Raw genomic sequence first — 14,993 nt, forward strand, 5'->3', positions numbered from 1 at the left:
CACGCCGCGCACCGCCCCGCACGGTTCATCCAAGGGCTGAACCACGATGGCCTGGTTCAGTGGAGGCGACTCCTCCGGTTCCGACGACGACGCCCCGGCGGCTTCGATCTGGGAGAGCCGCGGATTCGTCGCTTCGGCGATCGTCGTCGGGGCGGTCGTCGTGTGCCTCGTGGTCTGGCTGGTGGCCGGGGGCGGCAACGGCTCCCCGTCCACCCAGCCGACCCCGTCGGCCACGCCGACCGCGACCGGCGGCACCGACGAGCCGACCGACGACGCCACCGAACCACCGGCCACCCCGGACCCCACGACCACCACGGCCCCGACCGTGCCGGTGACGCCGAGCGGCACCGGCGGCTGCCGGGCCAAGAACCCGCCGCAGCGCGTCCCGCGCGAGGCGCCGGCCGCCGTCAGCTGGCAGTTCGAAACGAACATGCTGATCCCCCTGCAGGCGCAGGGCGGACCGGCGATCGAGGACGCCAACGGCTTGCGGCACTGTTTCGCCCACTCGCCGACCGGGGCCGTGCTGGCCGCGATGGTCACGCTCGGCCAGATCCGTAACCCCGAGCTGACCGAGTCGGTGCTGCGCAAGCGGATCGCGCCGGGCGCCGGGCGCAACCTCGCGCTCAAGGCGGTCCGCACCTCGCCGACCCCGCGCAACACCGGCCAGACCTCGCAGTTCACCGGCTTCAAGGTGATCGACTACCTGCCGAACCGCGCGATCATCTCGATCGCGGTCCGCCTCGACAGCCAGAAGGTGGCCGGTCTGCCGGTCACCCTGCTGTGGGTCGACAACGACTGGAAGCTGGTCCTGCAGCCCGACGGCAGCTTCAACGGCGCGGTCGCGCCGGACGTGCTGCAGTCGCTGCACGGCTACGTCCGGTTCGGGGGTGCCTGATGATCCCGCTGGGGTGTTCCTGGGCGCCGTGGGACTGGGGCGACTGTATCGCCGAGAAGCTCGGGGACGCTCTCGAGTGGGCGATCGGCAGCCTGTTCGAGCTGATCTTCGACGCGATCAAGTTCGTGATCGTCAAGGCGGTCGAGCTGGTGATGGACTCGCTCGGCACCCTCTGGATCGACGTCAAGACCCCGGAGCTGGGCGAGAACAGCGCGATCGCGTTCCTCCAGGAGCGCACGCTGTGGATCCTGGTCTTCGTCGGCACCATCGCGATGATCGTCGGTGGTGTCCGGATGGCGATCTCTCAGCGCGGCGAGGCGGTCCGCGACATCATCAAGAGCCTGCTCACGATGGTGGTGGTCTCGGCCGGCGCGGTCGCCTTCGCCGGAGCGCTGATCGAGATCGCCGACTGGTTCGCGAAGTGGATCATCGACCAGGCGATCAAGGCCGGCCCTCAGCCGGAGCTGGTGCCCGGCGAGCCACCGCCACCGCCGGCGACCTTCGAGACCCGGATCAACGACATCCTGGTCGACCCGCTGAAGGACGGCGGCGTCGGACTGATGCTGGTGATCGTGATCGGCATCCTGATGGTGATCACCTCGCTGATCCAGCTGGCGTTGATGGTGATCCGGTACGCCATGCTGATCCTGCTGGTCGGGGTGCTGCCGCTGACCGCGGCGGCCACCAACACCGAGGCCGGGATGATGTGGTTCAAACGGTCGGTGGCCTGGCTGGCCGGGTTCATCCTCTACAAACCGATCGCGGCGATCATCTACGCGGCCGCGTTCACCCTGATGGGTACGCCGGCAGGCGCGGCCGACCAGACGCTGACCGTGATCACCGGCATCGCGATGATGATGCTCGCCGTCGTCGCGCTGCCTGCCATCCTGCGTTTCGTCTCACCGAAGACCGGGGGCTGACATGCTGGCGCTCCTGTGCGACGACGGTTGGGACGCCTGCATCCGCGACTTCCTGCTGGATGCCCTCACCCCCGCAGTCGAGGCGTTGATTAAGTTGATCTTCGATCCGATCTTCACTGAGCTGAGCACGGCCATCGGCAAGGTGATGGCGACGATCGGCACCTTCTGGGTGTTCGTTCCCACCCCGCCGGTGGGCGACGCGCAGGGCCGGCCGGCGGTCGCGTCGGTGGGCTGGTTGTGGGAGCACACGAGTTGGCTGGCGATCTTCGCGGCGACCATCGGCGTGATCGTCGGCGGGGCCCGGATGGCCTGGTCACACCGCGGCGACGCGGCCCGTGACCTGCTCAGATCCCTGCTCACGCTGGCGGTCGCCTCGACGTTGGCGGTCGGCATCGTGCAACTGCTGATCTTCGTCGGCGACAGGTTCTCCGAGTGCATCATCTTGACCTCGCTGAACACCGGAGGGAGCGGCTGGACCTGCGACCCCACCGAAGACGTCAATCCGGCGAGTTTCGGCACGGCGATGACCGCGCTGCTCGGGCTCTCGACGTTGACCGGCGGCGTCGGGCTGATGATCACGATCGCGGTCATCACCCTGCTCGCGTCGGTGATCCAGGTCGTGCTGATGGTGATCCGGTACGCGATGCTCATCCTGCTGCTGGGCGTGCTGCCGCTCGCGGCGTCGGCCACCAACACCGAGATGGGCCAGGCCTGGTTCAAGCGGATCCTCGGCTGGCTGGCGGCCTTCGTGCTCTACAAACCGGTGGCGGCGCTGATCTACGCCACCGCGATCAAGCTCACCGGCGCGGCGTTCGAAGTGGGCCACGAACAGGGCCCGCTGGCCTTCAAGGAGCAGGACCCCGGGACGCAGATCATGAACATGGTCACCGGCGTCACCATGCTGGTGCTCGCGCTGTTCGCGATGCCGGCGCTGATGCGGTTCGTCGTACCGATGGTGTCCGCGACCGCGGGCTCGGCCGGGGCCGGCGGGATTGCGGCGAAGCTGATCGGCGCGGACAAGATCACCAGCCGGGCGAACTCGACCACTTCCAGCGAGAGCGACGGGCCGAGCGGTGCCCGGACCGTGGGCCGCTCCAGCAGCAACCCACCGCCGCCCCCGCCGAGCTCCGGCCCGCGCGGCGCGCAGAACTCCGGGTCGGCCGGCGGTAGCGGCGGCGCCGGAGGTGGCCGCACAGGCGGTGGAGGTCGCGGTGGCGGCGGTGCAGGTGGTGGCTCAGGCGGCGGTGCCGGGGGAGGCGCCGGCGGAGGTGCCGGGGCCGGGGCTGGATCAGGCGGTGCGGCCGGTGGCGGCGCGGCAGCCGGTGGTGGCGCGGCAGCAGGAGGCGCTGCGGCCGGTGGCGGTGCGGCGGCAGGTGGTGCGGCGGCCGGTGGTGCGGCCGCCGGTGGTGGTGCCGCGGCCGGAGGTGCGGCCGCCGGTGCGGGTGCCGCGGCCGGCCCGGTCGGTATCGCGGTGGTCGCCACCGCGGCGGCGGTGAAGAAGGGCATCGACACCGCCAAGGACGTGAGCAACGAGGCGATCGGGGACGACAGCGCAATGGATGAGGGACCAAGTGGCAGCGGCTGACAACGTTCGATCGGCTCCCAGGACGTACGGCAACTGGCGGGCGCCCGCCTCGGCGGGCATCGCCGGGATGGGCACGCTCGGCACCGCGATCATGATGTTCGGGCTGGTGATCACGATGATCGCCACCCTGTCCGGCGGGATCACCGGCGCGCTGGTGTCGCTGGTGATCGTCGGCTCCGTCCTGCTGTTGCTGATGACCAAGGACAAGCACGGGCACTCCGCCCTGCAGCGGCTCTCGACCCGAATTGGATGGCAGCGAGCGAAGATGGCCAGGCACAACGTCTACCGATCCGGACCTCTCGGCCGTACGCCGTGGGGCAAGTTCCAGCTGCCCGGCCTCGCCGCGGCGTCCCAGCTGAGCGAGTACCAGGACTCCTACGGCCGGCCGTTCGCGTTGCTGTTCTACCCGAGCACCCGGCACTTCACCGTGATGATCAACGCCGAGCCCGACGGCGCCTCGCTGGTCGACGAGGACCAGGTCGACGCCTGGGTGGCGCACTGGGGCCAGTGGCTGGCGTCGCTGGGTCACGAGCCGGGCATCGTCGCCGCCTCGGTGACGGTGGAGACCGCGCCGGACACCGGGATCCGGCTGCGCCGCGAGGTCTCGCAGAACATGCAGGACGGGACGCCGGCGATCGCCCGCGCGATGCTCGCCGAGGTGATCCAGACCTACCCGGAGGGTTCTGCTTTGGTGTCGGCCCGAGTCGCGCTGACCTTCAAGGGCACCGACCGCAGCGGCAAACGCCGCAAGGAAGACGACATGGGCCGCGAGCTGGCGTCCCGGTTGCCCGCGCTCACCCAGAGCCTGAACTCCACCGGTGCCGGGGCCGCCCGCCCGGTGACCGCGCAGGAGTTGTGCGAGACGATCCGGATCGCCTACGACCCGGCCGCCGCGGTGCTGATCGACGAGGCCCGCAGCCAGGGCATCGCGCCGGAGCTGCAGTGGACCGACGTCGGCCCGGCCGCCGCGCAGGCGTTCTGGGACAAGTACCGGCACGACAGCGCCTGGTCGATCACCTGGCAGATGACCCAGGCGCCGCGCGGCGAGGTGTTCTCGTCGGTGCTGTCCCAGCTGGTCGGACCGCACCCGGACATCGACCGCAAGCGCGTCACGCTGCTGTACCGCCCGCTGGACGCCGCCACCGCGGCCCGGATGGTCGAGGCCGACAAGCGCAACGCGTCGTTCCGCGCCACCGCCTCGGCCCGTCCGTCGGCCCGGTCGATCGCCGAGGCGAGGGCGGCCGACCGCACCGCGCAGGAAGAAGCCCGCGGCGCCGGCCTGGTCAACTTCGGGATGGTCGTCACCGGCACGGTGATGACCGCCGAGCAGCTGCCGGACATGGTCGCAGCGATCGACAACCTGGGCGCCACCGCGCGGGTGCTGCTCCGGCCGGCGTACGGGTCGCAGGACTCGGCGTTCGTCGCCGGGCTGCCGCTCGGCATCGTGCTGCAGAGCCACCTGTCGGTTCCGGCCGGCCTGCGGGAAGCGCTGTGAGTCAACGGGAGAGCTCGTGAGCAAGAAGAAGAAGCCGGTCGACCCGACCCGCGGCGGCCGCCGCCCGATGCCGCGCGGCTGGCCGGGCATGGGCGGTGGCTACTCGACGTACTTGCAGGCCCCGGCCGAGTGGCGCGGTACGACGGTCCAGGTGTGCGGCATGTGGCCGTTCTCGGCCGGCACCGGCAGCCCGATGGTCGGGGTGCCGATCGGCCGCAACATCCTGTCCGGCGCGACCATGTGCTGCGACCCGATCAGCTGGTTCATGCGGGCCAAGCTGATCTCGAACCCGTCGATGTTCGTGCTCGGCAAGCCCGGTCTGGGCAAGTCGACGATCACCCGGCGGATGGCGCTCGGCTTGGCCGGGTACGGCGTGATGCCGCTGGTCCTGGGCGACCTGAAGCCGGACTACAAGGACCTGATCGAGGCCCTCGGCGGCCAGGTGATCCAGCTCGGCCGCGGCCGTGGCCACCTGAACGTGCTCGACCCGGGCGAGTCCCGCAAGGCCGCGCTGCGGCTGACCGGGTCGGCCCGGCAGGCGATCGAGGCCGACGCCCACGGCCGTCGGCAGACGATGGTCTCGGCGCTGATCTCGATCATGCGCTCGGCCCCGCCGACCGACCGCGAGGAGACCATTCTCGACGAGGCCCTCAAGGTGCTGGACGAGCGCCACGACGGGACGCCGGTGCTGCGCGACCTGCTCAAGGTCGTGCAGGACGCGCCGGACCGGGTCCGCAACGTCGCTCTCGACCGCGGCAGCCTCGACCGCTACCGGCAGATCACCGAAGGCCTGGAGGCGTCGCTGATCGGTCTGGTCGGTGGTGGCCGGCTGGGTGAGATCTTCTCCGAGCAGACCGACCAACCGATGAAGCTGGACCGGCCGGTGGTTTTCGACGTGTCCAACATCGACGACTCCGAGACCAACCTGCAGGCCGCCGCCCTGCTGGCCTGCTGGTCGTACGGGTTCGGCGCGGTCGCGGTCTCGCAGGCCCTGGCCGACGCGGGCCTGGAGCCCCGGCGGCACTACTTCGTCATTCTCGACGAGCTGTGGCGGGTCCTGCGGGCCGGCCGTGGCCTGGTCGACCGCGTCGACGCGCTGACCCGGCTGAACCGGCAGCGTGGCGTCGGGATGGCGATGATCTCGCACACCATGTCCGACCTGCTGGCCCTGGAGCACCCCGAGGACCGGATGAAGGCCAAGGGCTTCGTCGAGCGATCCGGCATGGTGATCTGCGGTGGCCTGCCGCGGGCGGAGATGGAGAACCTGACCGCCGTTGTTCCGCTGTCGGGTGAAGAGCAGAACATGCTGATCGGCTGGCAGGACCCGCCCGCGTGGGACCCGGCCACCGGTGAGGAAGCCGCACCGCCCGGCCGAGGCAACTTCCTGGTCAAGGTCGGTGGCCGGCCGGGCATCCCGGTGCACGTCGGGCTGACCTCCGTCGAGCGCGAGATCAACGACACCAACAAGCTCTGGAAGACCGGCGCCGACGGCCGCCCGCTCAAGGTGGAGATCGCCGACGACGGGACCGAGGAGGTGGTGGCCGAGTACACCTTCGACGACCCGGCCCAGCTGCCCCCGCCCGACCCGACCACCCGGGTGGTCGCCCGAAGCGGAGTTGACGACTGATGGCACAGGGACGCAAGAGCACCGGCGGCGCGGCGATCTCCCCCGAGGCGGTCGCGCTGTTCGCCGTCATCGGGCTGATCGCGCTGGCCTCCTTCGGGACCTGGATCGCGGCCTCGGTCGGCGCGGCGATCAGCGGCGGCAAGAAGCCGGGCGGCAACCCGTTCTCGGTGCTGGTCGAGCTGATCACCGGCGAGTACGAGTGGCCGGGCGCGGCGACCGGCGTACTGATCGCGGAGGTCGTCGTCCTGGCCGCGATCGTCGCCGGGGTGTTCGTGCTGCTGCGCCGGCGCGGCGGCAGCAAGTCCCGGGTCGACCGGCACGCGCTGCTGATGTCCGGCCGCAAGGACCTGCGCAAGATCTCGCGCGAGGGCGCCCAGGAGACCGCGAACCGGCTCGGCGCCGGGCACGCCGGTCCGGGTGTTTTCATCGGCCGGACGGTGCGCGACGACCTCGAGCTGTTCGGCTCGTGGGAGGACATGCACATCGACATCTGGGGCCCGCGGACCGGTAAGACCACGACCCGCGCGGTGCCGGCCATCCTGGACGCGCCTGGCGCGGTGATCGCAACCTCGAACAAGCGCGACATCGTCGACGCCAGCCGCGGGCCGCGCAGCGCGAAGGGCCCGGTCTGGGTGTTCGACCCGCAGGGCGTCGCCGACGAGGAACCGACCTGGTGGTGGAACCCGCTCAGCTACGTCACCGACGAGGTGAAGGCCCGGCAGTTCGCCGACCACATCGTCAACAGCCAGCGCCGGGAGGGCGCCCGGTCCGACGCGTACTTCGACACCGTGGCGACCGACCTGCTGTCCGGCCTGTTGCTCGCGGCCGCGTTGGCCAAGCGGCCGATCAGCCAGGTCTACCTGTGGCTCAGCGACCAGCTGAACGACGAGCCCGCCCGCATCCTCGACAACACTCCGGGCTACGAGCTGGCCGCGCAGCAGATGGCCAGCCTCTACAGCCTGCCGGACAAACAGCGCGCCGGTGTCTTCGGCACCGCCCAGCCGAACGTGCAGTTCCTGCTGAACCGCCAGGTCGCCCGCTGGGTGAACCCGAACGGCCCGGTCGACAACCGGCCGCAGTTCAACCCCCACGAGTTCATCCGCGGCGGTGGCACCCTCTACAGCCTCTCCAAGGAGGGCACCGGTACGGCGGGCCCGCTGGTCGCCGCGCTCACCGTCGCGATCGTCGAGGCCGCCGAGGAGTACGCCAAGACCTGCCCGATGGGTCGCCTGCCCACCCCGATGGTCGGCGTACTCGACGAGGCCGCCAACGTCTGCCGCTGGAAGGACCTGCCCGACCTCTACAGCCACTTCGGCTCCCGCGGCATCGTGCTGATGACGATCCTGCAGTCGTGGGCGCAGGGCGTGGAGTGCTGGGGCGAGCAGGGCATCGAGAAGCTCTGGTCCTCGGCCAACATCCGCGTGTACGGCGGTGGTGTGTCCGACTCGAACTTCCTGGAGCGGCTCAGCAAGCTGATCGGCGAGTACGACATCGCCTCCAACACGGTCTCGTACGAGGGCGGCAAGCGCTCGCACAGCAGTCAGGTGCAGCGGCACGCGATCATGGAGGTCTCCGACCTGACCTCGATGCCGCCGGGCCGCGCGGTCGTCTTCGCCTCCGGTACGCCGGCCACGATGATCAAGACGATTCCCTGGATGGCCCGTCCCGACGCCGCCGCGGTCCGCGCGTCGCTGGCGCAGTACGACCCGGGCGCCGCGTCGACCGCGGGCCCGGCCGGCGCCGCGTCGAACCCGTGGATCGCCGCCGGGCAGAAGGCCAAGCACAACCCGCTCGGTCCGGCCCAGGCGACCTGGCCGGCCGCCCAGGAATCCCAGCAACCGCCGCAGCAGCAGTGGGGTCAGGCGCAGTGGAGCCCGCCCAACCCGAACGACCGCCGCGGGTGACAATGTGGTCGGAACAAGGCGGTGCGACCGCGGTGGCCGCACCGTCCGGCCGGTTTGGTAGCCCTGGGCAAGGAGTGGAGTCATGGACGACGACGCGATGGAGCTGTACTACCCGCACGTCGCGGCGTTCGTCGAGGACCGGCTGGTGTACCTGTACGCCCGCCGGCTCGGGCAGACGTTCGTCTGGTGCCCGGAGTGGTTCCGGCACGCCGAGGCGCTGAGCCGGCTCGACTCGATCTGGCGCGCCTGGGAGCATCTGCGGCTGGACCCGGCCACCGGGATGTCGATCTGGTGGCGAGACCACGCCGATCCGCACATGGCGGTGCTGCTCAGCCCCGACGGTCCGTTCGCGGGCTGCCGCGGAGCCCACAGCGAGTACACCGCCCGCCCGCTGGCGACGGTGAAGCCCCCGGAGGGCTTGTTCTACGACCAGCGGGAGCCTCACCTGCGCAGCATCTAGTCGCACCGCCCGTCCCCGGAGCCTCGGTGCACGACCGGGTGCGTGGCTCTGGGAGAATGGGCTCATGGCTATGGAATCCGCACGTCCGGTGTCGCTGACCGGGATCAAGCCGACCGGCGACCCGCACCTCGGCAACCTGATCGGCGCGATCCGGCCGGCCCTGCAGCTCGCCGACTCCTACGACGCGATGTACTTCATCGCCGACTACCACGCGCTGACCGTTCTGCGGGACGCCGAGCAGCTGCGGCACTACACGCGCTCGGTGGCGGCGACGTGGATCGCGGCGGGTCTCGACACCGACCGGATCACGATGTACCGGCAGTCCGACGTACCGGAGACGTTCGAGCTGCACTGGGTGCTGTCGACCGTGGCCGCGAAGGGCCTGATGAACCGGGCGCACGCGTACAAGGCGGCCCGCGACAAGAACGCGGAGGCCGGCAAGTCCGACCTGGACGCGGGCGTCAACATGGGCCTGTACAACTACCCGGTGCTGATGGCGGCCGACATCCTGCTGATGGACTCCGACGTCGTCCCGGTCGGCAAGGACCAGTCCCAGCACGTCGAGTACGCCGCGGACATCGCCGGCACGTTCAACCACCTGTTCGGCGAGCACAAGCTGAAGGTGCCGCGGCTGGTGCTGCCCGAGGACGACGCGGCCAAGACGCTGCCGGGCATCGACGGCCGCAAGATGAGCAAGAGCTACGGCAACACCATCCCGCTGTTCGCGCCGGAGAACCAGCTGAAGAAGCTGGTCCGCCGGATCGCCACCGACAGCACGCCGGTGGAGGAGCCGAAGGACCCGGACAGCTCGTCGGCGTTCCTGATCTACGAGCAGTTCGCCACGCCGGAGCAGCTGGCCGACACCCGCAAGCGGCTGGAGGCCGGCGGGATGGGCTGGGGCGACCTGAAGAACGAGCTGTTCGAGGTGATCAACGCCCAGATCGGCCCGCTGCGCGCCCGGTACGACGAGCTGATGGCGCCGGGCAGCGAGCTGGACGACCTGCTCGCTGCCGGTGCGGTGCGGGCTCGTGCGCGGGCCAAGGTCGTGCTGGACCGGGTCCGCGACGCCGTCGGCATCGTCTGATCTCTGCTGTAGCCGGTGCGGTCAGCGGACCGCACCGGTGACCAGCCACGCGTCCCGGCGTTCGCGAGTGACCAGCGTCAGCAGGCGGAGCAGCATGAACCCGCCGAACGCCCACCACAGCGCCACCACTCCGCCGTCGAACCAGATGACGCTCAGCGCGAGCGGGACGTAGAGCACCAACGCGATCACGCCCGCGACCGCCAGGTACGGTCCGTCGCCCGCGCCGATCAGTACGCCGTCGAGCACGAACACCACCCCGTTGACCGGCTGCCAGAGCGCGGCGACCAGCAGCACCGCCGAGAGCGAGTGCCGGACGGCAGGGTCCTCGGTGAACCAGGGCACGTAGATCGTGTGCAGCCCCCACAGGGCGAGGCCGCCGACCACACCGGACCAAAGTCCCCACCACATCATCCGCCGGGTGATCGCCCGCGTCCCCTCGACGTCACCCGCGCCCAGCGACCGGCCGGTCAGCGCCTGCGCGGCGATCGCGATCGCGTCGAGCGCGAGGGCCAGGAACGACCAGAGCGTGAAGGCGACCTGGTGGGCGGCGACGGACGTCGTACCGAGTGAGGTGGCGACGAAGGTGGCCAGGATGATCGCGACGCGCAGCGTGAGCGTCCGGACCACCAGGGGTACGCCGGCCTGGGCCGAGGCGAGGATGCCCGGGCGGTCCGGGCGCAGCTTGGCGCCGTCGCGCCGGGCGCCGCGGACCACGACGACGACCAGGGCGATCCCGGCGGCGGTCTGGGCGAGCGCCGTACCGAGTGCGGAGCCGGCGATGTCCAGGTCGAAGCCGTAGACCAGCACCAGGTTGAGCACGATGTTGACCAGGTTGGCGGCGATCGCGACGACCATCGGGGTCTTCGTGTCCTGCAGACCCCGCAGTACGCCGGTGGCCGCGAGCAGCAGCAGCATCGACGGGATGCCCAGGCAGGAGATCCGCAGGTAGACCACGGCGTGGTCGGCGACGTCCGGCGAGGGGTTGAACGCGCCGATCGCGGCCGGAGCCAGCAGGACGCCGGCGACGGCCAGGGCGAGGCCGAGCAGCAGGGCGAGCCACAGTCCGTCGATGCCCTGGGCAAGCGCGCCCTTGTGGTCGCCGGCGCCGATCCGCCGGGCCACCGCCGAGGTGGTGCCGTAGGCGAGGAACACGCAGATGCCGACCAGCGTCTGCAGGATCGTGCCGGCGATGCCGAGCGCGGCCAGTTGGGGAGTGCCGAGGTGGCCGACGATGGCCGAGTCGGCCAGCAGCATCAGCGGTTCGCTGACCAGTGCGAAGAAGGCCGGCACCGCCAGCCGGAGGATCTCCCGGTCCTGGCTGCTGGTAAGGCGCATGGGCCTCATTGTGCCTGGCGGCGGCTGTGCACAACGCACCGGACCGAACTGTCTCGAATCTTTTTCTCCTCCACACCTGTGGGTTGGCAAAACCGCAGGTCAGCGCGATGTTGTGGATGTTTTCCCCCAGATATCCACAGGGTTGTTCCCAACCTGTGCACAGGCCGTCGCGGGGTTTCCCACAGGTGATCCACACCCCCTGTGGACACTCGGCTACCAGGCAGCGGCGGTTCGGGCGTACCGTCGCGTGACTGGCCACGCCCGCCCGACTCGGGGGTCCTGGTGCGGCCGGGAAAACTGTCGGCGACGACGGATACGGTTCGATCACGTGTTCGATCCGTGGCCGCGCGGGTCGTTGGGCGACGAGGAGGACGGGCGAAGTGAGCGTTGCGGAGTTCCGCGGGGGGCCGGACGGCGGGAACGAGGAACGCAACCCGGCGATGGGCTTCGACCGTACGCCGCCGCAGGACCTCGCCGCCGAGCAGTGCGTGCTCGGCGCGATGATGCTGAGCAAGGACGCGATCGCCGACTGCATCGAGACCCTGCGCGGCACGGACTTCTACCGCCCGGCGCACGAGTCGGTCTACGACGCGATCACCGACCTGTACGCCCGGGGCGAGCCGGCCGACGCGATCACCGTCGCCGCCGAGCTGACCAAGCGCGGCGAGATGGCCCGGATCGGCGGTGCGCCGTACGTGCACACCCTGGTCGCGTCGGTCCCGCTGGCCGCCAACGCCAGCTACTACGCGCACATCGTCCGGGAGAAGGCGATCCTGCGCCGCCTGGTCGAGGCCGGCACCAAGATCGTCCAGCTCGGCTACGCCGGCGAGGGCGAGGTCGACGACGTCGTCGACGAGGCGCAGGCCGAGATCTACCAGGTCACCGAGAAGCGGACCACCGAGGACTACGCGCCGCTGAAGGACATCATGGAGGGCGCCCTCGACGAGATCGAGGCGATCGACTCCCGCGGTGACGCGATGGTCGGCGTACCGACCGGGTTCACCGACCTCGACGAGCTGACCAACGGTCTGCACCCGGGCCAGATGATCATCGTCGCCGCGCGTCCCGCGATGGGCAAGGCGCTCGGGCTGGACACCCCGCTGCCGACGCCGTCCGGCTGGACGACGATGGGCGAGGTCGTCACCGGCGACGTGCTGCTGGACGCCGACGGCCGCCCGACCCGGGTGGTCGCCGCGACCGACGTGATGTACGACCGGCCGTGCTACCAGCTGACCTTCAGCGACGGCACCACCCTGGTCGCCGACGCCGAGCACCAGTGGGTCGTCGAGGACGGCGGCCAGCCCGTGGTCTGTACGACGCTCGACCTGCACAGCGCCCTGTCGGCGTACCCGAGCTTCACCCCGGCGATCCCCAAGTCCGCGCCGCGCGAGATCGCCGGCCACGGCGTCACCACCGGCGTGCTCGGCGAGCCCGACCGCCGGATCGAGCGGGTCGAGCCGGTCGCCTCGGTCCCGGTGCGTTGTGTCGAGGTCGACAACCCCGACCACCTGTACCTGGCCGGCAAGACGATGGTCCCGACCCACAACTCCACCCTGGGCCTGGACTTCGCCCGCTCCGCCTCGATCAAGCACGGCCTGACCTCGTGCATCTTCTCGCTGGAGATGAGCCGCAACGAGATCACCATGCGTCTGCTCTCGGCCGAGGCGAAGGTCCCGCTGCACCACATGCGCAACGGCAAGATGACCGACGAGGACTGGGCCCGGCTGGCCCGCAAGATGGGCGAGGTCTCCGAGGCCCCGCTGTTCATCGACGACTCGCCGAACCTGACGATGATGGAGATCCGCGCCAAGGCCCGCCGCCTCAAGCAGCGCCACGACCTGCGCCTGATCGTGATCGACTACCTCCAGCTGATGACGTCGGGCAAGAAGGTCGAGTCCCGCCAGCTCGAGGTCTCCGAGTTCTCCCGCTCGATCAAGCTGCTCGCCAAGGAGCTCGAGCTCCCCGTCGTCGCGATCTGCCAGCTCAACCGAGGCTCCGAGCAACGCTCCGACAAACGCCCAATGGCCTCCGACCTGCGCGAATCGGGTTGCCTGACCGCCGACACCCGGTTGATGCGGGCGGACAACGGTGCCGAGGTGTCGCTCGGCGAATTGCTGGCCGCGGACGCTCGGGACATCCCGGTGTGGTCGCTGGACGACCGGCTGAAGCTGGTTCCTCGCACGCTGACCCACGCGTTCCCCAGCGGGGTCAAAGAGGTCTTCCGGCTCAGGCTCGCTTCCGGCCGGGAGATCAATGCGACTGCCAATCACCCGTTCCTGACCTATGACGGCTGGAAGCCGCTGGGTGAGCTCACGCCCGGCGCGCGGCTCGGGTCACTGCGCCACGTGCCCCCTCCGCTCGAGGTTCGGCCGTGGGACGAGGACGAGGTCACGCTGCTCGCGCACCTTCTCGGTGACGGGTCGTTCGTCCGGCGGCAGCCGATCCGTTACGCCAGCATCGACGAGCACAACCTCGACGCCGTGGCGTCGGCGGCGAAGCGGCGGTTCGGCATCACCGCGGTGCGGGACGAGTACCCCGCGGCGCGAGTGACCACCCTCCGCCTGCCGGCGCCGTACCGCCTGGCCCGCGGCAAGCGGAACCCGATCGCCGCCTGGCTGGACGAGCTGGGCCTGTTCGGGCTGCGGAGTCACGAGAAGTTCGTTCCGGCCGGAGTGTTCGCCTTGCCGAAGGAGCAGGTCGGAGACTTCGTTCGGCACCTGTGGGCGACCGACGGGTCGGTCCACTGGGACAGCAAGGCCGGTCAGGCGCGGATCTACTACGCGTCGACGAGCCGTCGTCTGGTCGACGACCTGGCCCGCCTGCTGCTCCGGTTCAACATCTTCAGCCGGATCAAGGTGGTCCGCAAGGACGGCTACCGCGACGGCTACCACCTGTACATCTACGGAGCCGAGAACCAGCTCCGCTTCTGCGACGAGATCGGTGTGCACGGCGCACGTGGCCTGAAGGCGCTCGAGGTCGCGACGATGCTCCGCGACATCCGCGGCAACACAAACCTGGACACGGTGCCGAAGGAGGTCTGGACGCGGGTCCGCGCGGTGCTGACCGAACAGCAGGTTTCCCACCGCGAGTTCGCTGCGGCCATGGGCACCCAGTTCTCGGGTTCGACGCTGTGGAAGCACGCGCCGAGCCGGCAACGCCTCGCCAAGGTCGCTGACGTACTCGGCGACGCCGACCTCGAAGTGCTCGCCACCAACGACATCTTCTGGGACACCGTTACCTCGATCGAGAGCCTCGGCGAGCAGGAGGTGTACGACGCAACAGTGCTCGGCACCCACAACTTCGTTGCCGAAGGCATCGCGACGCACAACTCGCTGGAGCAGGACGCCGACGTCGTCATCCTGCTGCACCGCGAGGACGCCTACGAGCGCGAGTCCACCCGCCCCGGCGAAGCCGACTTCATCGTCGCCAAACACCGCAACGGCCCCACCGCCGACGTGGTCGTCGCCTTCCAGGGCCACTACTCCCGCTTCGTCGACATGGCCCACGACGGCTGACGTCGTTCGGTACGCCGCCGAGGAGCCGCGGAGCGTTGGAGGTCCTGGAGCCCGGCAGTTGCGCCTTGCCCTCGACGAGTTCATGGTCATCGTGATAGCCGTCGACGTCGCGGTGACCGTCGACGTCAGCTGATCGCCGACTGGCCGGACACGCCGGACGCAGGTGTCCAACC

Annotated in this window: 10 protein-coding genes; 9 read left to right on the forward strand and 1 reads right to left on the reverse strand. The window is 70.2% G+C overall.

Annotated features, from left to right (window positions below; all coding sequences use genetic code 11):
- The first annotated feature begins 46 nt into the window (after nt 1-46).
- From BWI15_RS32960 to BWI15_RS32995, 8 genes are all read left to right on the forward strand, one after another.
- Nucleotides 47-895: a hypothetical protein gene (locus BWI15_RS32960; protein WP_077018410.1), complete on the forward strand. Its 849-nt coding sequence runs from the start codon at nt 47-49 to the stop codon at nt 893-895.
- A complete protein-coding gene (locus BWI15_RS32965) occupies nt 895-1,815 on the forward strand; it encodes a hypothetical protein (protein ID WP_077018411.1) in 921 nt (306 codons plus the stop codon). The genes BWI15_RS32960 and BWI15_RS32965 overlap by 1 nt, the downstream gene beginning before the upstream one ends.
- Before the next feature lies 1 nt (nt 1,816).
- Nucleotides 1,817-3,400 (forward strand): hypothetical protein, encoded by a 1,584-nt coding sequence (locus BWI15_RS32970; RefSeq protein WP_077018412.1) that lies wholly within the window; start codon nt 1,817-1,819, stop codon nt 3,398-3,400.
- Complete coding sequence (locus tag BWI15_RS32975) at nt 3,387-4,895, forward strand: SCO6880 family protein (protein WP_202817785.1); 1,509 nt, start codon at nt 3,387-3,389, stop codon at nt 4,893-4,895. Before BWI15_RS32970 ends, BWI15_RS32975 begins: the two co-directional genes overlap by 14 nt.
- A gap of 16 nt (nt 4,896-4,911) precedes the next feature.
- A complete protein-coding gene (locus BWI15_RS32980) occupies nt 4,912-6,522 on the forward strand; it encodes an ATP/GTP-binding protein (protein ID WP_077018413.1) in 1,611 nt (536 codons plus the stop codon).
- A complete protein-coding gene (locus BWI15_RS32985; RefSeq protein ID WP_077018414.1) occupies nt 6,522-8,426 on the forward strand; it encodes a type IV secretory system conjugative DNA transfer family protein in 1,905 nt (634 codons plus the stop codon). Before BWI15_RS32980 ends, BWI15_RS32985 begins: the two co-directional genes overlap by 1 nt.
- 82 nt (nt 8,427-8,508) lie before the next feature.
- Nucleotides 8,509-8,886, forward strand: a complete 378-nt coding sequence (locus BWI15_RS32990) for a DUF4913 domain-containing protein (RefSeq protein ID WP_077018415.1) — start codon at nt 8,509-8,511, stop codon at nt 8,884-8,886.
- 64 nt (nt 8,887-8,950) lie between these two features.
- Nucleotides 8,951-9,970 (forward strand): tryptophan--tRNA ligase, encoded by a 1,020-nt coding sequence (locus BWI15_RS32995; protein ID WP_077018416.1) that lies wholly within the window; start codon nt 8,951-8,953, stop codon nt 9,968-9,970.
- Between the two features lie 21 nt (nt 9,971-9,991).
- On the opposite strand, the gene BWI15_RS33000 is transcribed toward BWI15_RS32995, so the two are convergent.
- Nucleotides 9,992-11,305, reverse strand: a complete 1,314-nt coding sequence (locus tag BWI15_RS33000; protein WP_077018417.1) for an MATE family efflux transporter — start codon at nt 11,303-11,305, stop codon at nt 9,992-9,994.
- 380 nt (nt 11,306-11,685) lie between these two features.
- Here BWI15_RS33000 and BWI15_RS33005 point away from each other — a divergent pair, with 380 nt between their 5' ends.
- Entirely contained in the window at nt 11,686-14,820 is a 3,135-nt protein-coding gene (locus tag BWI15_RS33005) for a replicative DNA helicase (protein WP_077018418.1), read from the forward strand.
- Nucleotides 14,821-14,993: the final 173 nt, after the last annotated feature.

This window comes from Kribbella sp. ALI-6-A (genome assembly GCF_001984195.1).
GTDB lineage: Bacteria > Actinomycetota > Actinomycetes > Propionibacteriales > Kribbellaceae > Kribbella.

Excerpts from the sequence above, each read along its gene's own strand:
- BWI15_RS32960 (WP_077018410.1), top strand. The coding sequence starts at position 47 with ATGGCCTGGTTCAGTGGAGGCGACTCCTCCGGTTCCGACGACGACGCC.
- BWI15_RS32965 (WP_077018411.1), top strand. The coding sequence starts at position 895 with ATGATCCCGCTGGGGTGTTCCTGGGCGCCGTGGGACTGGGGCGACTGT.
- BWI15_RS32970 (WP_077018412.1), top strand. The coding sequence starts at position 1,817 with ATGCTGGCGCTCCTGTGCGACGACGGTTGGGACGCCTGCATCCGCGAC.
- BWI15_RS32985 (WP_077018414.1), top strand. The coding sequence starts at position 6,522 with ATGGCACAGGGACGCAAGAGCACCGGCGGCGCGGCGATCTCCCCCGAG.
- BWI15_RS32990 (WP_077018415.1), top strand. The coding sequence starts at position 8,509 with ATGGACGACGACGCGATGGAGCTGTACTACCCGCACGTCGCGGCGTTC.
- BWI15_RS32995 (WP_077018416.1), top strand. The coding sequence starts at position 8,951 with ATGGCTATGGAATCCGCACGTCCGGTGTCGCTGACCGGGATCAAGCCG.
- BWI15_RS33000 (WP_077018417.1), bottom strand. The coding sequence starts at position 11,305 with ATGCGCCTTACCAGCAGCCAGGACCGGGAGATCCTCCGGCTGGCGGTG.